At 69.2% G+C, this 23,188-nt stretch carries 22 protein-coding genes and 1 tRNA gene; 10 read left to right on the top strand and 13 right to left on the bottom strand.

What is annotated here, in order from left to right; genetic code table 11:
* Positions 1–167 precede the first annotated feature (167 nt).
* The 3 genes from AC2D8W_RS01435 to AC2D8W_RS01425 all read right to left on the bottom strand — a co-directional run bounded on the left by AC2D8W_RS01435 (position 168) and on the right by AC2D8W_RS01425 (position 3,570).
* The gene (locus AC2D8W_RS01435; RefSeq protein WP_484670021.1) at positions 168–1,784 is read right to left on the bottom strand and encodes a DUF6119 family protein; all 1,617 of its coding nucleotides are present in this window, start codon (positions 1,782–1,784) and stop codon (positions 168–170) included.
* Between the two features lie 117 nt (positions 1,785–1,901).
* Positions 1,902–2,117, bottom strand: a complete 216-nt coding sequence (locus AC2D8W_RS01430; protein WP_484670020.1) for a hypothetical protein — start codon at positions 2,115–2,117, stop codon at positions 1,902–1,904.
* A 697-nt stretch (positions 2,118–2,814) separates the two neighbouring features.
* Positions 2,815–3,570 carry an SDR family NAD(P)-dependent oxidoreductase gene (locus tag AC2D8W_RS01425; RefSeq protein ID WP_484670019.1) on the bottom strand — a complete coding sequence of 252 codons (756 nt, stop codon included), beginning with the start codon at positions 3,568–3,570 and terminating at the stop codon, positions 2,815–2,817.
* Between the two features lie 85 nt (positions 3,571–3,655).
* Here AC2D8W_RS01425 and AC2D8W_RS01420 point away from each other — a divergent pair, with 85 nt between their 5' ends.
* Complete coding sequence (locus tag AC2D8W_RS01420) at positions 3,656–4,183, top strand: hypothetical protein (protein WP_484670018.1); 528 nt, start codon at positions 3,656–3,658, stop codon at positions 4,181–4,183.
* 459 nt (positions 4,184–4,642) lie between these two features.
* Here the strand turns inward: AC2D8W_RS01420 and AC2D8W_RS01415 are convergent, their stop codons facing one another.
* From AC2D8W_RS01415 to AC2D8W_RS01400, 4 genes are all read right to left on the bottom strand, one after another.
* Positions 4,643–5,158 carry a hypothetical protein gene (locus AC2D8W_RS01415; protein WP_484670017.1) on the bottom strand — a complete coding sequence of 172 codons (516 nt, stop codon included), beginning with the start codon at positions 5,156–5,158 and terminating at the stop codon, positions 4,643–4,645.
* Positions 5,159–5,430: 272 nt separating this feature from the next.
* Positions 5,431–6,186: a glutathione S-transferase family protein gene (locus tag AC2D8W_RS01410; RefSeq protein WP_484670016.1), complete on the bottom strand. Its 756-nt coding sequence runs from the start codon at positions 6,184–6,186 to the stop codon at positions 5,431–5,433.
* Positions 6,187–6,292: 106 nt separating this feature from the next.
* Positions 6,293–7,252 (bottom strand): mechanosensitive ion channel family protein, encoded by a 960-nt coding sequence (locus AC2D8W_RS01405; protein WP_484670015.1) that lies wholly within the window; start codon positions 7,250–7,252, stop codon positions 6,293–6,295.
* Positions 7,253–7,334: 82 nt separating this feature from the next.
* A complete protein-coding gene (locus AC2D8W_RS01400) occupies positions 7,335–7,787 on the bottom strand; it encodes an HtaA domain-containing protein (RefSeq protein ID WP_484670014.1) in 453 nt (150 codons plus the stop codon).
* Between the two features lie 266 nt (positions 7,788–8,053).
* Between AC2D8W_RS01400 and gyrA the strand changes: the two genes are divergently transcribed.
* Complete coding sequence (gene gyrA / locus AC2D8W_RS01395; protein WP_484670541.1) at positions 8,054–10,747, top strand: DNA gyrase subunit A; 2,694 nt, start codon at positions 8,054–8,056, stop codon at positions 10,745–10,747.
* A gap of 8 nt (positions 10,748–10,755) precedes the next feature.
* Here gyrA and AC2D8W_RS01390 read toward each other — a convergent pair whose 3' ends face one another.
* Complete coding sequence (locus tag AC2D8W_RS01390; protein ID WP_484670013.1) at positions 10,756–11,379, bottom strand: Crp/Fnr family transcriptional regulator; 624 nt, start codon at positions 11,377–11,379, stop codon at positions 10,756–10,758.
* Here AC2D8W_RS01390 and AC2D8W_RS01385 point away from each other — a divergent pair.
* From AC2D8W_RS01385 to tgt, 7 genes are all read left to right on the top strand, one after another.
* On the top strand, positions 11,363–13,156 hold the full coding sequence (locus AC2D8W_RS01385) for a metallophosphoesterase family protein (protein ID WP_484670012.1): 1,794 nt from the start codon (positions 11,363–11,365) through the stop codon (positions 13,154–13,156). The two genes, AC2D8W_RS01390 and AC2D8W_RS01385, sit on opposite strands and share 17 nt — an antisense overlap.
* 110 nt (positions 13,157–13,266) lie before the next feature.
* Positions 13,267–13,761 carry a pantetheine-phosphate adenylyltransferase gene (gene coaD, locus AC2D8W_RS01380; RefSeq protein ID WP_293484686.1) on the top strand — a complete coding sequence of 165 codons (495 nt, stop codon included), beginning with the start codon at positions 13,267–13,269 and terminating at the stop codon, positions 13,759–13,761.
* 49 nt (positions 13,762–13,810) lie between these two features.
* Entirely contained in the window at positions 13,811–14,683 is an 873-nt protein-coding gene (locus AC2D8W_RS01375) for a peptidylprolyl isomerase (RefSeq protein ID WP_484670011.1), read from the top strand.
* Positions 14,680–15,144 (top strand): peptidylprolyl isomerase, encoded by a 465-nt coding sequence (locus AC2D8W_RS01370; RefSeq protein WP_293484690.1) that lies wholly within the window; start codon positions 14,680–14,682, stop codon positions 15,142–15,144. Before AC2D8W_RS01375 ends, AC2D8W_RS01370 begins: the two co-directional genes overlap by 4 nt.
* Before the next feature lie 27 nt (positions 15,145–15,171).
* A complete protein-coding gene (locus AC2D8W_RS01365; RefSeq protein ID WP_484670010.1) occupies positions 15,172–15,630 on the top strand; it encodes a hypothetical protein in 459 nt (152 codons plus the stop codon).
* 36 nt (positions 15,631–15,666) lie between these two features.
* Entirely contained in the window at positions 15,667–16,743 is a 1,077-nt protein-coding gene (gene queA, locus AC2D8W_RS01360; protein ID WP_484670540.1) for a tRNA preQ1(34) S-adenosylmethionine ribosyltransferase-isomerase QueA, read from the top strand.
* A complete protein-coding gene (gene tgt / locus AC2D8W_RS01355) occupies positions 16,743–17,873 on the top strand; it encodes a tRNA guanosine(34) transglycosylase Tgt (RefSeq protein ID WP_484670009.1) in 1,131 nt (376 codons plus the stop codon). Before queA ends, tgt begins: the two co-directional genes overlap by 1 nt.
* On the opposite strand, the gene AC2D8W_RS01350 is transcribed toward tgt, so the two are convergent.
* The gene (locus tag AC2D8W_RS01350; protein WP_484670008.1) at positions 17,794–18,531 is read right to left on the bottom strand and encodes a hypothetical protein; all 738 of its coding nucleotides are present in this window, start codon (positions 18,529–18,531) and stop codon (positions 17,794–17,796) included. The genes tgt and AC2D8W_RS01350 overlap by 80 nt on opposite strands.
* Positions 18,532–18,662: 131 nt before the next feature.
* Here AC2D8W_RS01350 and AC2D8W_RS01345 point away from each other — a divergent pair.
* Positions 18,663–18,737: transfer RNA gene (locus AC2D8W_RS01345), tRNA-Lys, on the top strand.
* A gap of 205 nt (positions 18,738–18,942) precedes the next feature.
* On the opposite strand, the gene AC2D8W_RS01340 is transcribed toward AC2D8W_RS01345, so the two are convergent.
* The 4 genes from AC2D8W_RS01340 to AC2D8W_RS01325 form a co-directional block, all read right to left on the bottom strand.
* Entirely contained in the window at positions 18,943–19,317 is a 375-nt protein-coding gene (locus tag AC2D8W_RS01340; protein ID WP_484670007.1) for a hypothetical protein, read from the bottom strand.
* Between the two features lie 50 nt (positions 19,318–19,367).
* Entirely contained in the window at positions 19,368–20,801 is a 1,434-nt protein-coding gene (locus AC2D8W_RS01335) for a type II and III secretion system protein family protein (protein ID WP_484670006.1), read from the bottom strand.
* Positions 20,802–20,931: 130 nt separating this feature from the next.
* Positions 20,932–21,402: a hypothetical protein gene (locus AC2D8W_RS01330; protein ID WP_293484704.1), complete on the bottom strand. Its 471-nt coding sequence runs from the start codon at positions 21,400–21,402 to the stop codon at positions 20,932–20,934.
* A 99-nt stretch (positions 21,403–21,501) separates the two neighbouring features.
* Positions 21,502–23,160 carry a glycosyltransferase family 4 protein gene (locus tag AC2D8W_RS01325; RefSeq protein WP_484670005.1) on the bottom strand — a complete coding sequence of 553 codons (1,659 nt, stop codon included), beginning with the start codon at positions 23,158–23,160 and terminating at the stop codon, positions 21,502–21,504.
* Between the last annotated feature and the right edge of the window lie 28 nt (positions 23,161–23,188).

The following is a 23,188-nucleotide window of genomic DNA, read 5'->3' as shown; positions in this document are numbered from 1 at the left end:
CCGACCTGGCGCGACGCGACGGCGGCGTCACCGTCGTCGGCTTCGACTACGCCTCGGGCGTATGCGGCTGTGAGACCGCTGGCGCGAGTGGGTCGGGCGGAGAGCAGTGGCAGGGAAGCTGTCGCCCAAGGGCTTGCCGGCGAACAAGCATCAGGCGCCCTGGCGCATCACGGACTACCTGTCTTCTTGCGGGGAATTCTCTTTTTTGCCGCAGCAGGAGAAGCATCCATGACAAAACAGACGCTGCGCTCAACATTGATTAGCGTCAGAAATTTGGCTGCTCGTACCAGGGACATGCGAGAAAAGAGGGGCAGGTTCTCGGATTTCTTAGAGGGATCCTTCGAAGTGACGATGCAGTAGCGCACAGCGTACTTGCCAGCATCCACTGGTGCGGCCATCAAGGTGCCGCCGCTCGAGATCAATGCCTTGAGCTTTGCCGCCGATGCGGGCTCGATCTTTAGGAGTTCGACCGAATTGGTACCTTGGTTGAACAGGTGGCTAAGTTGACTTGATCTTGTGGAAAATTTCACGTGACGAAGTACCGCTACGTTATTTTCCACGCTGTATAGGTCGCATGGTTCGATCTGAGTGTGAGAGCTTGGACTTATATTGGTGGTGTCGAGGCAGATAGTGTCAGGCATGGCGGCAGCTGCCGCTAGGTTATAAGCACCTTCGGTTGAGTGAGAATACGCCGGTAGGGCAGGGTCGTCTTTGAAGAGCGGATCAAGATACGCTCTCATGCGATCTACATAAGCCTGATCAAACCTATACCAGTGTCCATCCGAAAGGTGGTAAACTATGCCGCCTGGGGCCGAGACATCAAAGATGAGGGCGCGATACAGCGGAAACGGTATCCGGTCGCTGCTGTCTTCATTTACAAGGACGAGTTTGTATCGACGCAAATCGTCCAGGGACAGGGAGGCAAGGTCTTTCCCCTTCTCGTCGAGGTAATCGTAAAAATAGCTTATGTCGGCCCCGTCGTACAGCTGTCCCTGCCGCTCGCCAGTGAAGGTTACGAAGAGGCTTTCGTTGTAGTTGATCATGTCTGGAACGGTAAGCGAGACCGAGTCGGATTTCGCGCGGAGGGCTGTAACTAATTCGATGTTTCGTGCTGCTATGACGGCCGGATCTGAAATGGGAGAAACGCTCTGGATGTCCGGGAAGATCGTCTTGAACTCTTCAGAATTGTAGATGATGAGCAGTTCCGAGCAGAGAGAAGAAATCGAGGACGAATCAATCTTAGCGCTAATCCGTAAGTTGCTTGCCCCAGTAGCATTCTTGAAAAGGTGAGATCGGGTGGATTTGACCTTACCTGTCAGACTTTTCAGTATGTTGCTGTCGTCGTTGAAATCGAACAGCGTCAAGTCGGAGGGGCTGGGGACTTGGATCCGCCTCCGTCTGGCGGAGCCTGGCTCGAATATATCGGTGCTCTTAAGCGCAAAGCGATCGACGCTGTTAAGCGTTACGCGCAATCCGAAATCGTATTCGTAGCTTTCGGGTTTAAGATTTTGAGAAACGTGACCAAAGCAGAGGGCAAACCATCTGCCGGCAGCAGGAACGAACATGAGGGCGCCTGTTCCCTGCTGTTTTAGTGTTTGGGGGATGCCAAAGAACCCTTTCCACCATGGGTCGCGCGGGGCGCTCGGCAGGATATGTAGCACCGAGCCCGAAGGTAGGGCGCTGGCATTGGTTACTGTCTGGAGTGAATGCGCCGCCTCGAGAGCAGTCGCTGGATCGAACGCCTGCTTCAGCAAGTATATCGAGAAAGATCGCGTCTTCGTCATCACTCCCCCCGAAGTGGCTCTGAGACAAGCTGCACGTTGCGCGTGCAGATTGCAAACTGGCAGAGCGGCCGCTCGTAGGAGCCGCTGTCGAGTACTAAGGGGGCGGGCAGGCTGCCCTTAAGGACCTGGAGGGTGTTGTCCCGGCGGTGGGGGAGCGGGTGCGCCCGCCTCATCGTAGATTTCAAGCATGGTATGCTCGATCCCCTGGATGAGGCTTGCCGCTTCAGCCGGGGTGATAGCCTGATCCGAAAGGAGAAAGACCTTCGGCTCATGGAGCGACAGCACGCCGAAGTCGGCCAGGCCTTGTGGGCTATCCGCATAGAGATCGGCCATCACCTTCAAAGTGCGATAGGCGGCAGAGGGTCTGAGGTCGGGTGTCTTGGTGTTCCACAACTGGTAGGCGGTCCGCTTCTGGCCATCTTCGATGCCGAATTCGGGCTGGAACGAGATCTTGAAAAGAGAATTCGGGCTCTCATAGACTCTTGGCGCTACCTTGAAGGGACTGCCGCGCGAGCCTGTGCGCCAAATGCCGAGCTTGGTCAGACCGGCTATGAGAGACTTTCTCTCCGGAAGCTGCGTAACAGCCTTAGCTTTCGATTAGATCTGGCAGGGCGGCATCACCAGTGATGAACTTCCCGGTGGCCAGCTTGAGGCTCCGATGGAAGTCGTACGGCTGACCCGTGCTTCCCAGGATTCGGTTTCGAAGCGCGGTCTTCTGAGGTTTGGGATTGAGGGACGCAACCTTCAGAAATGCGCCAACACTGAAAGACAGCATTCGGCAGCCCTCCTTCATCTAGGAGGTGCTGATTCGGCGAACAAAGATAGTTGATATCCTGTTAAGCCGATTCTTCGAGCGCGCCCATGCTCTCGCTACGTTACCGCGTGGCTGTCGTAATCATGAGCGCCGGCGATCTAGGCGGTCGCCATCCCCCGGATTACACCCGCCCTTAAGTCCACGGCCAGCCACAGGCCCGGCGGCGTAGGCGTCGGGCACGCTCCGCGCCCGGACTTGAGCCCCGCGCACCCCAACTCACCCCACCCAAGCCCCGCCGTTCGCGTGGATCACCTGGCCCTGGACGAACCGCGCCCCGTCGCCCAGCAGGAACTCGACCACCGCGGCGTAGTCCGCGCCCTCGGTCAGCCGCCCCGAGGGGTTCGCCCGCGCGCCGCGGTCCAGCACGCGCTCGGCCGCCGCCTCGCCGCCGGCCATCTTCGCCACCGAGGTGGTGGCGACCAGCCCCGGGGCCACGGCGTTGATGCGCACGCCCAGCGGCGCGAGCTCGGGGACGAGGTAGCGGACCAGGCTCTCGGCCAGCGCCTTGCCGCAGCCGAGGGCCGCGTAGTTCGCCAGCACCGTGCGCGCGCCGGCGCTGGTGATGAAGACGATCGACGAGCCGGGGGCGAGCCAGGGCCGGGCGGCCTGCACGAGGTAGAGCAGCGAGAGCCCGTTCGTGCGCATCGCGCCCTCGAACGCGTCGAGGTCGGCCTCCAGCAGCGCCGTCGGCCAGATCGCCGCCGCGCAGTGCACGATGTGGAGCGGCCCGCCGCCCACGGCCGCCGCGGCGCGCACGAGCCGAGCGCAGTCCTGCGGCCGGCCGACATCGCCCCGCATGGTCGAGGCCTCGGCGCCCAGCGCCTGGATGCGCAGGCGCGCCGCGTCAGCCGCCTCGGCGTCCGCATGCCACCCCAGCACCAGCGGCTCGCCCCCCGGGGCCCCACGCGCCGCCAGGTGCTCGGCGATGGCCAGGCCGATGCCCTTGGTCCCGCCGGTGATCAACACGCCCATCGCCGCCTCCCTGGATTACCGCACCTTAACCCCACCGGCCGCGCCCCACCGCTAGACTTTGCCCAGTCTCAGGGAGAATCCCCGCATGCGTACCGTCCTCGTGGCCCTCGCCGCCGCCGCGCTCGCCGCCGCCGCCCACGCCCAGGCCCCCGCTCAGACCCCCGAGCCGGCCCCCGGGCCGACCCCGCCCGCCGCCGGCGTCGAGTACCTGGTCGGCCGCTGGCGGGTCTCGGCCGAGGATCCGCTCACCCGCGAGGTCGTGGTCGCCGACTACCGCGTCGAGCAGCTCCCCGGCAGCCCGTGGCTGAGCGGGCAGGGGGTGTCCGCCGACCGGACCATCAACGCCCGCGACATCTGGGGCCGCGACCCGCTCACCGGCGAGATCGTGCGGGTGGTGTTCGACGCCTCGGGCGCCTGGGCCACGGTGCGCGCCAAGGCCTGGGCGGGCGACGTCCTGGCGCTGGAGGGCGAGGTCCGCTCGGTCGGCGGGACGGTGCGCGTGCGCGAGACCATCACCCGCCTGTCGCCCACCCGCTTCCGTGCCGTCTGGGAAGCCTTCCGCGACGGCCGCTGGCAGGCCTATTCCATCGAGACGGTGAACCGGGCCCCCTGAACCGCGCGGCGGGCGGTTGGCTGTGTCTTCGCCAGTGGCGAAACCGGGATGACAAAACGGGGAGGGCGAGGATCGCCGGCCCGGCAGCCGCCCCCTGTCCGTGTTCTTCCGTGCTCTTCCGTGGACAGATGCTCGCGGCCTCACCGCCGCCGGCGCCCGAAGAGGGAGGTCCACGGAGCACACGGACCCGCACGGACGGCCCGGATCACGGCCCGGGCGACGCCGGCTCGGCCGTGGTCCTCCGCGTGCTTCCGCGGCCCGATTCCACGCCCACACCCCCCACGGCTGTCATCCCGGTTTCGCGCAGCGAAGGCCGGGACCCATACGCGCAGGCGTTCGAGGTCCCGGCGCGGCGGTGCGGCCCGGGGTGGTCCTGAGGTGCGGAGTCTATGGATCCCGGTGTTCGCCTGGCGGCGAAACCGGGATGACAAAGGAGAAGGGCGCGGCTGCCGCCGCTCCTCAAATGTCCTCCGGCGGCGGCGCCAGCGGCGTGTCCAGCACCGTGTCCTGGTCGGCGTAGCCCGTGAACTGCGTCCCCTTGGGGATGGTCACGTTCTTGCCCTTCACGAAGCCGGCGAAGACGCCCACCAGCACGACGGTGACGATCTGGGTGCCGGTGCGGTGGTCGCCCTGGGCGCTCTTGGCGGCGCGCAGGCGCACGCGCTGGTCGCCGATCTTCAGGTAGCTGACCCGCAGGTTCACCTTGCCGGTCTTCCCCAGCGCGCCGTTCTTGCGCGCCTCCACCACCTCGCCCACGCCGCGATAGCCGGCGCGCAGGATGGTCCCGTCGGCCAGCTTCACGTCCTCGGTGAGCGTGACGGTGAAGCGGTCGCCCTCGGCGGCCGTCTTGCTGGAGATTGTGTCTTCCAGGCGCAGCGGGAATTCCGTGCCCTCCTGGACCTTGGTCTCGGCCAGCACCGGGCCGGCGGCGAGCGAAAAGGCGGCGGCAAGCGCCGCGATCGATTGGATTTTCAAGGCAAGTCCCCCCATACACTTGCAGTGCAAGAAACAAGCTACGCCGGGTTGCGCCGCCCCGTCCAGTGCGCTCCGCCGAGCCGCCCGTCCGCGTGTTCCGCGTGCGTCCGTGGACCCTTTCTCGGGTTTGCCAACCACGAATGAACACGAAGCACACGAATGGTCCGCCGGGCCCGATCCCCGGCCTCACGGCGCGCAAGGCGCATTCGTGTCCTTCGTGTCCATTCGTGGTTCCCCTCCGCCCCGGGGTGTCCGGAGAGGCGATCCCGCCGCTAGCGCGGGCCGCTGGGCGCGTGCTTGGGCAGGACCGGGAGCATGCCCGGCATCTTGCCGTCGGGCAGGGCCTTGGCGCGCATGCGGACGAAGGCGGGGCGCGCCTCCACCTTGGTCTTCCACGCCGCCACCGCCGGGAACTGGGCGGCGTCGACGATGTTCAGCGCCGTCGCCACGTTCAGGGGGAAGTGCATCATGATGTCGGCCGCCGAGAACTGGGCGCCGCCGAACCACGGGTGGGCCTTCAGGTGCTCGTCGGCGAACTGGACCACGGCCTCGGAGTCCACCAGCGGCGAGCGGCGGGTGGGCGGGGCGGCCATCCAGGCCCGGTAGTCCGAGAAGAGCCGCGCGGCCAGCGAGCCCTCGGCATAGTGCATCCACATCAGGTGGCGCGCGTAGTCGGCGCTGGACTTGGCGGGCATGAGCCGCCCGCCGCCGTGCCGCTCGAGGATCAGTTCGAGGATGGCGCCCGACTCCACCAGGATCTGGTCGCCGTACTTCACGGTGGGCGCCATGGGGACGATGGGGCTGAGCGCGCGGATCTGGGCCATCGAGCCCATCAGGTCGCCGCGCTTGAACTCCAGCTGGTAGGGCAGGCCCAGCTCCTCCATCAGCCAGACCACCCGTTCCGAGCGGCGGCCCTCCAGGTGGTAGATCACCACCTGCGGCATCCTCGACTGGGCGCGGGCGGCGGCGGGCGCGAGCCCCATGGCGGCGAGCAGGGTCAGCGCCGAGCGGCGGGCGACAGGCGTCATGGTCTTCCTCCCAGGGCCCCGCCTCGGCGCGGGCCGTCAGCGCCACGCATACCCGGATTCCCCGCGCCGCGGCTCCGACAACGAGTGACGGGCCCGACCCCCGGCCTCACGGCGCGCCGGGCGCATTCGTGTCCTTCGTGTCCATTCGTGGTTCCCCGCGGACCGCCCCTGGCGCCGGCCGGGTGTCCTTGCGGTCGAGCTGCACCTGGTGCGGGTAGGGGAACGACAGCCCCGCGGCCTCCAGCGCCGCCTTGGCCGCCTTCACCAGGTCGTATCGGGTATTCACCCAGTCCTGCGGCTGCGCCCAGCAGCGCAGGGTCACCGTCACCGAGGAGTCGGCGAGCGCGGTCACCTTGGCCCAGGGCTCCGGATCGTCGAGCACCCGCGGATCGGCGCGCGCCAGCTCGATCAGCGTGGCGATCGCGGCGTCCAGGTCGTCCTCGTAGTCGACGCCGAAGTGCAGCTCGATGCGCCGGCGGCCGCCGCGGCTGATGTTGACGATCGTGTCGCCGAACACCTTGCCGTTGGGCAGGAAGACGGTCAGGCCGTCGTAGTCCACCAGGCGGGTGTTGAAGAGGTCGAGGCCCCGGACCGTGCCGCTGCGGCCGTTCACCTCCACCTGGTCGCCGGTGCGGTAGGGCCGCAGGATCAGGATCATCACCCCGGCCGCGACATTGCCCAGCGTGCCCTGCAGCGCCAGGCCGATGGCCAGCGAGGCGGCGCCCAGCACCGCCAGGACCGAGGTGGCCTGGACGCCCAGCTGCTGCAGCACGGCCACGAGGCCGATGCCGATGATCACATAGCGGACGAGGCCCGAGAGGAAGGCGGCCAGGGTCTGGTCGGGCGCCTGGCCGTTGCGGTGGACGCGGGAGATCGCCCTCTCGGCGACCCGGCCCAGGCGCCGTGCGAGCCACAGCGTGACCGCCAGGATCGCCAGCGCCGCCGCGAGCCGGATGCTGAAGCCGCCGATGGCCGCGGCCAGGGCGCGCAGCATGACGGGGTCGCCCGACAGGGCCATCCGGGCCATGTCGTAGACGGGGGTGACGGGATCGGCGGCGGGGGCCAAGCGGGACCTCGTGGACGGTGAAGGCTGAGCGTGGAAAACACCCGGCGCGCCGTTCCGATGCAGGGCCCCGTCGCCCTCGCGGTCAGATCCTCACCGTGACCGGGTCCAGGACGGTGCCGGGCGGGTAGTGGTCGCCCAGGATCATCATGCCGTCGAGCGTGATGGCGCAGGGCAGGGTGACCGCGCCGTCCGCCGCCGCGGCCGCCCCTGCGGCGTCCAGCTTCGCGAAGGGGACGCGCCGGCCGCCGGCGTCGGCCACGGACAGCACGCAGCCGTCGGGCCCGGCCTCGACCCAGGGGTCGGAGAAGCTCACCGAGAGCAGGCCGCCGTGGGCCTGGAACGCGAGCGCGCCCCGGAACCGGCCAGTCCCGCGCGGCCGGCCTTCGCCGTCGAAGGCCAGGTCGCCGCCGTCGGCCGCGAAGACGAACCCGTCGTCCGCCTCGGCCGCTCCGGCGTCGGCCCGCACCGATCCGCCCGAGCCGGTCACATAGCTCCGGAAGCTCTGCTTCACGCCCCACGCCAACGCCGCCGCCATCCAGGCCTCCTTATCCGATCCGCTCCCGTGGCATCGCGCGCCGCGGCTGTCGATGCTTCGCGTGCGCGCGTACGCGTGCGCCCGCGCGAGATGACGCAGCCCCCTTCGGAGTGCTATCAGGAACCCCTACATAAGCCTCCCGATTCGAACGGCGTTCCTTTCCCTTGACCGATTCCGCAGACACCCCGCCTCCCGAGCACGCGCCCGGGGGGATCGCCCCTATCGCCATCGAGGACGAGCTGAAGCGCTCGTACCTCGACTACGCGATGAGCGTGATCGTCAGCCGCGCCCTGCCGGACGTGCGCGACGGCCTGAAGCCGGTGCACCGGCGCATCCTGTTCTCGATGAACGAGCAGAACCACACGCCCGACCGGGGGTATGTGAAGTCGGCCCGCATCGTCGGCGACGTGATGGGTAAGTACCACCCGCACGGGGACCTCGCGATCTACGACACCCTGGTCCGCTTGGCGCAGCCGTTCTCGATGAGCCTGCTGCTGGTGGACGGGCAGGGCAACTTCGGCTCGGTGGACAACGACCCGCCGGCGGCCATGCGCTACACCGAGAGCCGGCTGACGCGCGCCTCGATGGCGATCCTGGCCGACCTCGACAAGGACACGGTCGACTTCAAGGACAACTACGACGGCTCCGAGCAGGAGCCGGTGGTGCTGCCGTCGCGCATCCCCAACCTGCTGGTCAACGGCGCCGGCGGCATCGCGGTGGGCATGGCCACCAACATCCCGCCGCACAACCTGGGCGAGGTCGTCGACGCCTGCCTGGCCTATGTGGACAACCCCGAGATCGGGCTCGACGAGCTGCTCGACCTGGTGCCTGCGCCCGACTTCCCGACCGGCGGACTGATCATCGGCCGCACCGGGGCGCGGCAGGCGCTGATGACCGGACGCGGTTCGGTGATCATGCGCGGCGAGGCCACGATCGAAGAGATCCGCAAGGACCGCGAGGCGATCGTCATCACCTCGATCCCGTATCAGGTGAACAAGGCCGCCCTGGTAGAGCGCATCGCCGAGCTGGTGCGCGAGAAGCGCGTGGAAGGCGTCGCGGACCTGCGCGACGAGAGCGACCGGCAAGGCATGCGCATCGTCATCGAGATGAAGCGCGACGCCTCGCCCGACGTGCTGCTGAACCAGCTCTACCGGTTCACGCCGCTGCAGACCTCGTTCGGCGTCAACATGCTCGCGCTGAACCGCGGCCGGCCCGAGCAGATGGGCCTGAAGGAAATGGTCACCGCCTTCGTCGACTTCCGGGAGGAGGTCGTCGTCCGGCGCACCAAGTTCGAGCTCTCGAAGGCGCGCGACCGCGGCCACGTCTTGGTGGGCCTCGCCATCGCCGTCGCCAACATCGACGAGTTCATCCACATCATCCGCTCGTCGAAGGACCCCACCGAGGCGCGCGAGCGGCTGGTGGCGCGCGACTGGCCGGCGGGCGACATGCTGCCGCTGGTCGAGCTGATCGCCGACCCGCGCACGGTCGTGGTGGACGGAAACCAGATCCGGCTCACCGACGAGCAGGCGCGCGCGATCCTCGCGCTGACCCTGTCGCGCCTGACCGGCCTCGGCCGCGAGGAGATCTTCGGCGAGGCCCGCGAGCTGGCGGGCGTCATCCAGGGGCACCTCGAGATCCTGGGCTCGCGCGAGAAGGTCATGGCGATCGTCCGCGAGGAGCTCGTGGCGGTGAAGGACGCCTTCGCCGTGCCGCGTCGCACCCAGATCGTCGAGGGCGACGCCGACGTCGAGGACGAGGACCTCATCGCCCGCGAGGACATGGTCATCACCGTGACCCACGGCGGCTATGTGAAGCGCACGCCGCTGGCGATCTACCGCACCCAGCACCGGGGCGGGAAGGGCCGCTCCGGCATGGCGACCAAGGACGAAGACGCCGTCACGCGGGTGTTCTCGGCCAACACCCACACCCCGATGCTGTTCTTCTCGTCCGGCGGCAAGGCGTTCCAGCTCAAGGTGTGGCGCCTGCCGGTGGGCACCCCGACCTCGCGCGGCAAGGCCTGGGTCAACCTGCTGCCCATCGAGCCCGGCGAGAGCATCACCTCGATCCTGCCGCTGCCCGAGGACGAGGCGACCTGGGACCAGTACGACGTCATGTTCGCCACCCGCTCGGGCAACGTGCGGCGCAACAAGCTCAGCGACTTCATCGGCATCAAGCGCAACGGCAAGATCGCGATGAAGCTGGACGAGGGCGATTCCATCATCGGTGTCGGGGTCTGCAACGCCGACCAGAACGACATCCTGCTGACCACTGCCCTCGGCCGCTGCATCCGCTTCGCGGTGGATGAGGTGCGCGTGTTCGCCGGCCGCGACTCCACCGGCGTCCGCGGCATCCGCTTGGCCGACGGCGACTCCGTGATCTCGATGGCGATCCTGCGCTCGGTGGCGGCCACCGCCGACGAGCGGGCCGCCTACGTGAAGCACGCCAACGCCATGCGCCGCGCGGCGGGCGGCGAGGGCGAGGACATCGAGGACGCCGCCGGGCCCGATGACGATGAGGAGGCCGTCGGCGACGCCGCGCTGTCGCCCGAGCGGATCGCGGCCCTCGGCGCTGCCGAGGAGGTGATCCTCACCGTGTCGACCGAAGGCTACGGCAAGCGGACGTCGGCCTACGAGTTCCGCCGCACGGGCCGTGGCGGCCAGGGCCTGCTGGCGCAGGACCTTACCAAGCGCGGCGGCCGCCTGGCGGCCTCGTTCCCGGTCGACGAGAACGACCAGATCCTGCTCGTCACCGACCAGGGGCAGCTGATCCGAACGCCGGTCCGCCAGGTCCGGATGGTCGGCCGCAACACGTCGGGCGTGATCATCTTCCGCACCAGCGCCGACGAACACGTGGTCTCGGTCGAACGGCTGGCCGACACGGGCGAGGACCCCGAAGCTCCGGAGGTCGCGCGCGAGGAGTCCGACGAGGCCGAGGGCGGCGCGGGCGGCGGCGAGGGCTGAGGCAGCCCTCAGCCGTGGCTGCGCAGCTCGATCCAGCCGCGGCCCAGCCGCACGGCGCCGTCACGTTCCAGGCTGCGCAGCGCCTTGTTCACGGCGGGACGCGAGGCGGCCAGCATGGCGGTCACTTCCCACTGCGAGATGTCCACCCGGCTCCAGCCCTCGGCAGCGGGCGCGTCGCGCGACAGGGCCCGTAGGCGGGACAGCAGTCGCATAGGCAGCGGCATGAGCGCCAGTTCCTGCAGCGCCGCCATCAGGCCGCGGATCGTGGTCGCAGCCTGACGCGAGAGACCCTCGAGGATCTCCGGATGTCGCATCTGTAGCCGGCTCAGCTCGGCCTGCGGAAAGAACAGCACCGAGAGCGGGGTCCTGGCCTCCACAAAGATCGGCGCCGGCGCGCCGTCCAGGGCGACCGTCTGCCCGAAGATGTCGCCGGCGCGGGAGAGGCGAAGGATTAGTATCTGGCCATCGGCGCCGCCGAGGTAGATCCGCGCCGAGCCGGCCTGCACCCGATAGAGGCCGCCGGGAGAATCTCCCAGGCCATAGACCTGTGCGCCGGCCGGGTAGTCGCGTCGTCGACCGGCTGAAAGCAGCGCATCGCGCGCCGAACAGGGCAGGGTGTCGATCCAGCTCATGCCCCGAATGTCATCTGGAAGACATTCGGCGCCAAGGTCGCAACGTAGGCTGACGGGCAGGCAGCGCCGCCGGGACGGCGGAACGGGAGTTGTGATGACGACGGATTCCGAGCGGGGCGCCGGGCCGAGCCGGCGCGAACTGTTCGCCGCTGCGGGCGTTGGCGTGGGGGCCCTCTCCCTGGGCGTTTCGAACGTCGCGGCGCAGGCCGCTGAATGGCGAACCGGCGACGTTGCGCATCTCCTGCCCACCGTCAGCCACGACGAGATCCTGCTGAAGGCCTCCCTGACGCGTCCGGCCCGCAGAAGCCTGACCCTGCGGGTGGACGGTCGACAGATTCCGGGCCTGCGCTCGGATATCGCCGGGCGCTACTGGCGCTTCCGCGCATCGCGACTGACGCCGGGTCGGGTGCACCGCCTGCAGCTGTTCGAAGGCGGCGATGCGCTTTGCGATCCCTGGCCGCTGGCCACTCTGGAAGCGCCGGACTCGCGCCCCGACCACTTCCGTCTGGTCTCCTTCACCTGCGCGGGCGGTGATCCCGACATGTCGCCGCCGGGCGCGCCCGAGGTCTTCCGACCAATGGCGGTGCGTCGCCGGTTGCTGGCGCGGGCGATGAGCTTCCAGCCTCAGGCGATCATCGCCAACGGCGACCACATCTACTGGGACCAGCGGACGTGGCTGGAGTCTCGCAACCCGCGCGTCGCGGCGTCCACGAAGGCGCGGTACGCCAGGTTTGGAATGTTCGACCGTGAGCAGCCGCTCCTGGGCACGGTGAACGAGGATATCATCCGGCGCATCGGCGAGGCGCAAATCGCCGCGCTCTATGGCGTTAGCCTGCGCTCGACGCCCAGCTACTTCGTTGGCGACGACCACGACTATTTTGAGAACGACGAGGCCGAGGAGCGCTTCGTCACCTTTCCGCCAGACCACTTCTCGGCCGAGGCCAAGCGTGCGGTCCAGACGTTGTTCTATCCGGAGTTCTTGCCTGAGGCCACGCGCCCGCTCGGGATCTCGGGCGCCCGCCCGGACGGTCTGTCGGAGAGCTTCGGCAGCCTGCGCGTAGGACGCCTGTTCGAGGCGCTGATCTACGACTGCGGCGGCCACCTCACCCTGAAGGGGCCTGCGGCCGGCCTCGTGCCCCCCGAGGTCGAGGCCTGGCTTCTGGCCCGCACCCAGGCGCAGGACACCGCCCAGCTGCTGCATGTGCCGTCGCACCCTCCCGGCTGGTCCGCCGGCAAGTGGCGCGAATGGTATCCCGACATCGTGGTCAATTCGGGCGCTGCGCGCGTGACGGCCGATGGATCGCAGGTCACCGACTTCAACGCGGCATCGGGCGAGGGCCGGCTGTCGGTCGAACGGCCCAAATACATGTGGCAGGAGGGCTGGAACCGTCAGCACCAGCGCCTCATGCGCGCGCTCTCGGCGCAGGCCACACGTCCGGCGGCGGTCATTTCGGGCGATCTCCATGCGGTCGGCGGCATCCGCATCGAGCGCAGTGGCGACCTCGACTTGTCGGCAAACCCGGTGAACGTGATCCTTGCCGGCACGCTGGGCAGCTCCACGAGCAGCTGGCCGTCGGCCGTCCGAGGGTCCGCGCCGCAGAAGCCTTCCTCCTTGACGACGTCGCCCCTGGCCCCGGTCAGCGAGCGGAACGGCTTCACAGTCATCGATGTCGAGCCGGACCGGATGCAGTTCCGGCTGTTCGCCTGGCGGGAGCCGCAGCCCGTGGAAGCGATCGACAGCCTCCAGCCCTTCGCAACTTTCGATCTGGCGCGCTGACGAAACGACAGGTGTGTCGCGCGCGGGCGCGGCCTCGGGCGTTTTCCACTTGCCAGACGCCGCCCTGGCGGCGAAAGGGCGAAGGTCGTCTTGGGGGGACCAAAAAGCGCATGACCCGCGTCGGCTTCTATCCGGGCACGTTCGATCCCATCCACAACGGCCACCTGGACATCATGGGCCGGGCCGCCAAGCTGGTGGACCGTCTGGTGATCGGCGTGGCGATCAACGCCGGCAAGGGGCCGCTGTTCTCCCTCGATGAGCGGGTCGCCATCGTCGAGGAGGCCATCGCGCCGCTGCGCGCCAAGACCGAGGTCGTGGTGCAGCCCTACGAGGGCCTGACCATGCACTTCGCCCGCGAGATGGGCGCCACGCTCATCGTCCGCGGCCTGCGCGCCGTCGCCGACTTCGAGTTCGAGTTCCAGATGACCGCCATGAACCAGCAGCTCGACCGCGAGATCGAGACGGTGTTCTTCATGGCCGACCCGCGCCACCAGGCCATCGCCTCGAAGCTGGTCAAGGAGATCGCGCAGCTCGGCGGCGAGGTGGGCAAGTTCGTGAGCCCCGCGGTCAAGGAACGCCTGCTGGCCAAGGTGGGGCGGAGCTAGACGCGCGGCGGGGCTGGCCTGCCGCCCATCGTCCGGCTACGAGGACCCCATGACGCTCCGGACCGTTCTCCTGGCCGCCGCCCTGGCGGCTGCGTGCGCCGCCTCCGCCCAGGCCCAGCGAAAGCCCGCCGCGCCGCCCGCCCCGCCGAAGCCGGCCGCGCCGACGGCGGCGGACTGGCGCACGCCCGACCCCAACGACGTCGTGGTCATCGACACCAACAAGGGCCGGATCATCCTCGAGCTGGTGCCCGAGGTGGCCCCGCTGTTCAGCGACCGCGTCCGCCAGCTGGCGCGTGAGGGCTTCTACGACGGCCTCACCTTCTTCCGGGTGATCGAGGACTTCATGGACCAGACCGGCGATCCCGAGAACCGGGGGACCGGAGGCTCGTCGCAGCCCGACCTGAAGGCCGAGTTCCTGTTCCGCCGGGGGCCGGACACGCCCTTCGCCCTGGTCCAGGATCAGAGCGTCGCGGAGATCGGGTTCATCAAGTCGGTTCCGGTCTCGACCCAGTCGATGATGCTCGCGCCGATGACGCGGGACGGGAAGATCAACGGCTACGTCCTCTACTGCGCGGGCGTCGCGGGGGCGGCCCGCGGCGAGGACGAGAACAGCGCCAACAGCCAGTTCTTCCTCATGCGCGCGGCGTTCCCGCGTCTCGAGCGGCGCTACACGGCCTTCGGACGGGTGATCGCGGGACAGGAGGTGGTCACCGCCATCAAGACGGGGGAGCCGGTCCCCGACCCGCAGGACCGGATGGAACGTGTCCGCGTCCTGAGCGATATCCCGGAGAAGGAACGGCCGAAGATCCGCGTGATCGATCCGGCCGGCAAGTGGTTCAAGGCCGAAGTCGCCCGGGCGATCGCGGCCGGCGGCGCCAACTTCTCCGCGTGCGACATTCAGATTCCTGTCGAGGTGAAATGATGGACTCCGAAAACACCCTGCTCATGGAGCTCGAGAGCGGCCCCGTGACGATCAAGCTCCGCCCCGACCTGGCGCCCCAGCACGTCGCCCGGATCAAGGAACTGGCGCGCGAGGGCTTCTACGACGGCGTGGTGTTCCACCGCGTGATCCCCGGGTTCATGGCGCAGGGCGGCGATCCCACCGGATCGGGCATGGGCGGATCCAAGAAACCTAATCTTCCCGCGGAGTTCAGCCGAGAACCTCACGTTCGCGGCGTATGCTCGATGGCCCGTACCGCCAATCCGAACTCGGCCAACAGCCAGTTCTTCATCTGCTTCGACGACGCCACCTTCCTGGACAACCAGTACACCGTCTGGGGCGAGGTGACCGAGGGCATGGAGCACGTCGATGCGCTGCCCAAGGGCGAGCCGCCCCGCAATCCCGGCAAGATCGTCTCGATGAAGGTCGCGGCCGACGCCTAGCCGGCGGTGCCTTGCGCTGAGGCGATCATGGCGGCGAAGCTGAAGGTGTTCGTGACGTCCGACGGCCTGACCGACTACGTCGTCGCGACCACTTCGCGGCCCAAGGCGCTGGCCGCCTGGGGCAGCCGTCAGGACCTCTTCAAGACGGGACTGGCTCACGAGGCCGATGACCCCGAGGTGGCCGAGGCCGCCCGCGCGCGGCCGGGCGAGGTCCTGAGGCGGCCGGCGGGCTCGCGTGCGGCGCTGGCGAAGCTGAAGCCCGCGAAGCACGTCGCGAAGGCCGCGCCAGGGCCGTCCAAGGCGGCGCTGAAGCGCCTCGGCGATGCGGAAGCCCGGCTCGCCGCCGCCGAGGCTGCGCACGCTGATGATCTTGCGGTCCTGGAGGCCCGCCGCGCGAAACTCGAGGCGAAGTGGTCCGAGGATCGCGCGCGCCTCGCGGACGCCGTCGAGCGGGCCCGCAAGGCGGTGGACGAGCGCCGCGCTTGACGCCGTGCCCGCCGCATGGCCTTGACCCGCGCTCCTATGCAGCTCGCCGACTTCGACTTTCACCTGCCCGAGGACCGGATCGCCCTGCGGCCCGCAAGCCCGCGTGACGCTGCGCGTCTGCTGGTGGTGGAGCCGGGCCTGCCCTTTCGGGACCTGGCCGTCAGCGACCTCCCCGGGCAGCTGCGGGCCGGGGATGTCCTGGTGGTCAACGACACGCGCGTCATCCCGGCGCGGCTGAAGGGCCATCGCGTGCGCGGAGACAGCCGTGTCGCCGTGGAGGCGACGCTGCACCAGCTGAAGAGCGGCCATGTCTGGACGGCCTTCATGCGGCCGGGGAAGAAGCTCCAGCCCGGCGATCGGATCGTCTTCGGTGAAGCCGGCGATCGCGCCTGTCTGCTGGGCGCGCTCTACGCCACCGTGCGCGAGAAGGGGGAGGGCGGCGAGGTGACCCTGGCCTTCGACCTCTCGGGACAGGACCTGATGGCCGCGATCGCCGAGCGGGGGATGATGCCGCTGCCGCCCTACATCGCCGCCAAGCGCGGCGAGGACGAGAAGGACCGCGCGGACTACCAGACCGTCTACGCCGAGCAGGAGGGGTCGGTCGCCGCCCCCACCGCGGGCCTTCACTTCACGCCCGAGCTCCTCGAGCGGCTTAAGGGTATGGGCGTAGGCGTCGAGCGGGTGACCCTGCACGTGGGGGCCGGCACCTTTCTGCCGGTGAAGACCGAGAACGTGGCCGGGCACCGCATGCACGCCGAGTGGGGCGAAGTCAGCGTCGGGACCGCCGCGCGCCTGAACGCGGCGCGCGCGGCCGGCGGCCGCATCGTCTGCGTGGGCACGACGTCGCTCCGCCTGCTGGAGAGCGCCACGGGCGAAGACGGGGTTGTGTCGCCGTTTCGCGACGAGACGGCCATCTTCATCACGCCCGGCTATCGCTTCCGGGCGGCGGACGGGCTGATGACCAACTTCCACCTGCCCAGGTCCACGCTCTTCATGCTGGTGTCGGCGTTCGCGGGGCTCGACACCATGCGGGCGGCCTACGCGCACGCCGTCGCGACGGGATATCGCTTCTACTCCTACGGCGACGCCAGCCTGCTCTGGCGAGCGGCGTGATGGCGGCCTTCCCCTTCACCCTCACCGCGACCGACGGCGAGGCCCGCACGGGCGTGCTGTCGACACCTCGCGGCGAGATCCGCACGCCGGCGTTCATGCCCGTGGGCACCGCGGGGACCGTCAAGGCGCTGACCGTCGAGCAGGTGGGGGCGACCGGCGCCGACATCCTGCTGGGCAACACCTACCACCTCATGCTGCGGCCCACGGCCGAGCGGGTGCGCCGCCTGGGCGGCCTGCACCGCTTCATGCGCTGGGACAGGCCGATCCTCACGGACTCGGGCGGGTTCCAGGTGATGTCGCTCTCGAAGATCTCAAAGGTCACTGAAGAGGCGGTCACGTTCCAGAGCCACCTCGACGGGAGCCGGCACGCCTTGTCGCCGGAACGGTCGATGGAGATCCAGGCGGATCTCCTGGGATCCGACATCGTCATGCAGCTCGACGAACTGGTCGCCCTGCCGGCCACGTCGGAGCGCGCGGCCGAGGCGATGCGCCGCTCGGCCCGCTGGGGCGCGCGCTCGAAGGCCGCCTTCGGCAGCCGCGACGCGCAGGCCCTCTTCGGGATCCAGCAGGGGGGTGTGGACGAGGCGCTCAGGCGGGAGAGCGCCGAGCGCATGCTGGAAACCGGCTTCGACGGCTATGCCATCGGCGGCCTCGCCGTCGGCGAGGGGCACGCCGCCATGGTCGAGGTGCTCGACTATGCGCCCGCGATGCTGCCCGCCGACCGGCCGCGCTACCTGATGGGGGTCGGGAAGCCGATCGACATCGTGGAGGCCGTCGCGCGCGGGGTCGACATGTTCGACTGCGTCCTGCCGACCCGGTCCGGACGGCACGGCCAGGCCTGGACGTGGGATGGCCCAATCAACCTCAAGAACGCGCGCTTCGCGGAGGATGAGTCGGCCCTGGACCCGGAGAGCGCCGTCTCGGCCAGCCGCGACTATTCCAAGGCCTATCTGCACCATCTGGTGAAGAGCAACGAGATCCTCGGCCAGGTCCTGCTGTCGTGGCACAACCTGGCTTTCTTCCAGGCGCTGATGGCGGCGCTTCGGGCGGCTATTTCCGCCGGGGAACTGACGTCGTTCCGTCGCGCATTTGCGATGCGTCAGACGTCTTCGTCGGATACTTCGGCTTGAGGGGCTCGCGCTTGTCGACGACGGGCGTGGAGCCGGCTCGCTCGTGGCTCGGCGTCGCGGGCGGATTGCAGCCCTTCGCCTCGCCGAGGCCCTTCAGGTAGGCGCGGCGAACGCTGCCGGCCACGTAGGCCGACTGCACGAGCCGGTCGTGCGCCTCGGCGCCGGTGACCTTGCGCACCACCCCGCGGAAGGGAATCAGCGCGCTGGAGGCGACGTCGGCGGCCACGCCCAGCAGCTTGCCGCGGGTCACGAGGTCCTCGTCGCCCGGCAGTTCCCGGTCGATGTCCGGTCCAAGGACGTCGTCGAGAGGCCGTACCAGCGCGATCAGGTAGTTGCAGCCATAGTTGCGGGGGGGGCGCGCATAGGGATCGGCCAGCGCCTGCAGCAGGACCTCGGGAATGTCGGTCTTCTTGACCCCGAGGTCGCGCAGCGGCGTGGTGGCGGCGCCGGTGACGCTGCTTTCCTTGACCTCGCTGGACGTCTTCATCCGCTCCTGCGGCGTGTAGACCGGCGGTGGCGGCTCGGGCGGCTTGCGCGGGGCCGCCTTGGCCGGCGGGCGCTTGGTGGCGGGCCGCGTCTGCGCATCGGCGACGCTGACGGCGGTCAGCGCGGCCAGCGCGGCGGCGAGGATCAGAAGGCGGGGGGCGGGGGTTCCCATGCGCCGAGCATGGCCGACCGGAGACTTGGTGTTAAGCCGCTCCGTCGAATGCGGCTTTCACTTTCGCGCGGAGCCCTCTAGGTTCCGCGCCGCTTCGCCACAGGGTCGCCGTAGGAGGCCCATGGAGTCGCGGGCCGGTAGCTCAGTGGTAGAGCATTCGACTTTTAATCGAATGGTCCTGGGTTCGAGTCCCAGCCGGCCTACCAACCTCTCCTCATATCGCTCGTTAAATCAAATGCATGCGATCATCTTTTCACGTGAGGATGAGGCGCTGCGGCGTGAATGGCGCGCCAGGCCGGACCGTTCGACGCCAGGAGAAGCCCCGCCAGCGCCACGCGAAAAGGGTCCTCGAAGCTCATCAACAGGACGACGAAGAGCGCCAGCAGCGGCGAAAGCCAGATCGCATTAGGGTTAAGGCGCGGCATTCGCCGATGAAGCCGGGCGCGAGGCCGAATGGCAAGCGGGCTTGCGGCCTTCGCCGCCCGCGCCCTGCACGATCGGGAAGGCCCCGCGCTCCGGAGCGCTGAATTCCAGCACCTGCGCCGCGGAGCAAGTCCGGGGCGTGTCGGCGACGGTCACCTGAAGAACCAGGGCGCCGCCCTGAAGCGCCGAGGCGGGCAGGGCGACCGCGCAGGTGGTCGCGGCCTCGCCACCCGGCGCCGTCCGGCAGGTGGGGCCCGGGAGCGCCATGGACGCCTGCGGCTGCACGACGTCCGGAAGGCTGCCGGCCGCGGCCGGCGAGGCCATGGCTGTGACGACCAAGCAGAACAGGACCCGAGCCAGCATGTGACGCCTCCCAAACTTGAGAGGGAGGTTCGCACGAGTCGTCGCTGCGCTCAGGCGCGCAGGCGCAACGTGGTCAGGGCACGGATGATCTGGCGCTTCGCCCAGCGCACCGGCGGCGCCAGGGCCTCCGCTACCTCCGTCACCACGGGCAGGGCGTACTTCCGCGCGAACGAGGCCCTGCTGCGGTTCGGCGCGGGCGCCGGAGGTCCAGTCGAGTGCGGCGGGAGGGCCGCGCTGTCGCTCTGCACAAGGCGCGCGGTGACGAGGATGGCGAGTTCCCGCCGATCCTCGGTTCGCTGGATCGCCCGCAGCAACGGTCCGATGACAGGGGCCCGGCTGGCGAGAGGGACCCCTCTGACCGCGTCGGTGGACGACTCCTCGAAGAGGCCTGCGATCAGGTGGCTCTCGCCGTCCCGCAGCTCCAGCGTTGTGGTGGCGCGGCGGGTCAGCAGGCCCGGCACGGTGAAGGTCCCCACACGCAGGCCTACGCCGGGGTTGAGTTCGCTGCGCTCGGCGTCGAGCCTCAGTCGGATGAGTCCATTGGCCTGGACGTTCGGCTCCACGGTGACGGCGGCGCCATAGGGTTTGAACTCCAGCTTCAACTCGCCGTTCGATCCACCGGGGACCGGGTAGGGGACCTCGCCGCCGGCTCGGAAGTGCGCCTGTGCGCCCGAAGTCGAGACCAGTGTCGGCTGCGCCAGCATCTCGATCTCGCCGCGCGTCTCGAGCGCGTCCAGCGCCGCGTCCACGGTGTAGCGACCGGGAGTGAGACGCAGGCGGCTCGTCAACTGAGGCGGCTCGGCGCCTATGAGGCCAGAGCCGGCGCGCAGGTCCACGTGAGCCCCGTCACGCAACGCGAGCGCCGAGCCGATGTCGCGGACGCGCCGGCTGCCGGCCTCGAAGATCCGGACATCGAGCCTCACCTGGGCGCCACGGACCACCACATGGGACGTGACGGCGCCGGGCGCGATCTGTTCAGCCAGGCGCAGCGCGGCGTCGGCGGCCCCCGCGCTGGACGCGACGCCGCCCAGGAGCAGGCCCGTGGAGAGCTCGGAGACGCTGATCTCCTCACCCGGCAGGCTGGCGGCGAGGCTCGCACGCAGCGCTTCGGCGTCGTAGCCCACGCGCACGTCGACGGTCTGAGACAGCCGCCCCGCGCGGTCGTAGACGAGGAGGTTCGCGCCGGCGCGCTGGCGGCCGATCACATAGAGCCCCCGGTCCCCGCTCGCGCTCACCTCCAGCGTTTCCGGCTGACTGACCACGACCTTGCCGATGTCGCCCGATCCACGGAGCGCCACCGCATGATCGAGCGGCATACGGATGATCGCCGAACTGACCGGCTCGGGCGGGAGCACCTCGAGGTCCCCGGCCAAGGCCGTGGAGCCCGCCGCTGCCGCGACCACGCCGGCCAGCGCCGTCGCTACGCCCCTCGGCAACCGCCGCAGTACGCGCCGCGCGGCTTCGATGACGGATGTACGCACCACGTGCGGCGCAATGACACAGCCGGTGTTCCGGGATGGCTAACGAGCATGGTTAGCCCGTGCTGAATCGAAAGCGCCGCCCGACGGGCGGCGCTCAGAAGTCGGAGGGTGTGTCAGTCCTCGGCGGTCGCCGCTAGTTCTGCTGCACCGGCGGCTCGGCGCCGTTCTTCGCCAGGTAGTTGTCGAGCGCCTGGCGCGCCACGGTCTTGCAGCCGCTGGTCTCGGCGACGCGGACGATGTCGTCCAGCGTCTGAAGGCTTTCGAGGGCCGGGCAGATGCCGCCGCGACGCGCTCCGAAAGTGCGGCCTTCGGGCGGCGGTTGCACCAGGGCGCGAATGGTTTCGAACCGCGCGGCGTCGGCCGCCGCCAGCTTGGACCCCGGGATCGTGGCGCCGGCCGCAGCCCCGCGCACGGTCACGACCTCGCCCGAGGCCCGCATCAGCGTCAGGGTCTTGCCCGCGCCGAGGGCGACCTTCGCGCCGGCGTCGAACGCCTGCCCACGCTTGATGGCCGGATCGGTCGAACTCACGACGATGTAGTCGCTGGCCACGGCCACGCCGCCGAAGGCGAGCGAGAAGGCGGCTGCAATCAAGAGTTTACGCATCGGATTCACCCCCGTACGACAGTCTGGAACGTTTGCGCGCAGACCCATGGACTAACACATCGAGGTCCTGAACGGTACCTGAACCAGGCGCTTGCGTGTTCATGTACGCGACGATCCGTCGCGAAGACGCACGAAGTCGAACTTGGCGAGCCACAGGATCCCCCTTTCGATGAAGGGTCGGCGTTCGGGCGGAGTCTCCGCAAGGATCGCGCCAACCGTCAGCGGCGCGGCGGCCAGGACGCTGATCAGGGTGATCGCCTCGTCCGGGTGCGGGAGGCGGGCTGCCGGGTTGCGGACGTGCGCGCGCGTCAGCAGCGCCTCGGCTTCAGCCTCCGTCAACGGCCGCGCCAGGGACACCTCCGTCGCGGGCGAGAGCGCAGCGCTGGGATAGGCGGAGAACATCCGGAACGGGTCGGGCCGAAACGGGTTGTCCCGCGCCGGCTGAGGCGGCGCAGCGGCGCGGCGGCGCGCCAGCTCGGTCCAGAGCGCCTGGTACTGAGGGATCACCACCCGCCAGTCGAACACCTCCCGCGCCCTCGCGCGGCCTGCGGCCCCCATCCGCGCGCGCAGGTCGGGGTCCGAGAAAAGCGCGGTCAGCGCCTCGGCGGCCTCGCCGACGTCGGGCGCGGCGAACAGCGCGGTCGATCCCGCATAGTTGTCGTAGGTCATCAGGCGGTTGGCGTAGGCGTAGACCAGGTCCGTTCCGAGGCCGGGCCGCGGGGCGAGTGTCCGCACCCGGAAGCCGTCGACGCCGTGCCGGACCGTGTCCTTGTAGCCGTTCCAGTCGCTCACCACGCAGGGGAGGCCCGCGGCCATGGCCTCCACAGGGGTGAGGCCGAAGGTCTCCTGCACGTTGTCGCTCAGCGACAGGAATACGTCCGCCGCCGACACGATCTCGTCGCGCGCCCGGGCCGAGGTGTCTCCCACCGGCGTCAGGATCACGCCATCGTCCGCCAGGGCGCGGGCCGCCGCGAGGAACGCCTCCTCGTCCGAATCGCGTCGGGCTCCGCCGAAGAGGATCCAGTAGACCGGGCGTCCCAGCCTGCGCGCGGCTTCGGCCAGCGCGCCGCCCATGGGGCCCGGGTGCATCTTGGTGGTGAGGCTGAAGCGTCCCAGGTGCAGGGCGGCCGGGGCGTCGTTCGGAATGTGGAGCTTGCGGCGCCAGCGGCCACGGGCCTTCTCGTCGCGACGGAAGTCGTCGGCATGGACGCCCAGCGGGATCGTCACCAGCTGGGCGGGCGGAATGCGGGTGGCCCCGAACCGCTCCTGAAGGTACAGCGCGACCCCTTCCAGCAACGATTCCACGGCCTTGCGGCCCGCCTCTGACGTGCACACTAGCGCGTCCCAGGGCTCGATGGGCGCGGACAGCAGGCCAGCGATCTCATCCAGGATGTAGGTCTCGGCGATGGTGTGCGTGACGCCCGTCAGCGAATAGGCGTGCCCGCCCAGCGCCCGGCGTGCCCAGGCTTCCTGACGCATCTCAGGGGAAGGAATGTACACCGCCCCGGCCTCGCTGAGGCTGTCGCGATCGCCGCGGGCGATCCAGCTCACGGGCCGGCCGACCGGCCCGAGGCGCTCCAGCAGGGCGTCGAGGTGGGTCTGGTCCTCGTCGAAGGTGTTCCAGAAGTGGAACCGGTCGACGTCGGCGTAGCGCAGGAACCCGCGGAGGAACCCTTCGCCCGCCGAGTTCCGCCCCATCGGCCGCGGGATCGAGGCGTCGTACGGCTCGGTGTTCAGCTGGACGGCGGCGTTGGCCATGCCAGCCCTATAGGCCGCTGCGCGTCGC

It is taken from the genome of Phenylobacterium sp. T106, assembly GCF_057219735.1.
Note: the sequence above shows the minus strand (reverse complement) of the source record. Positions and strands in the feature narration are given on the sequence as shown.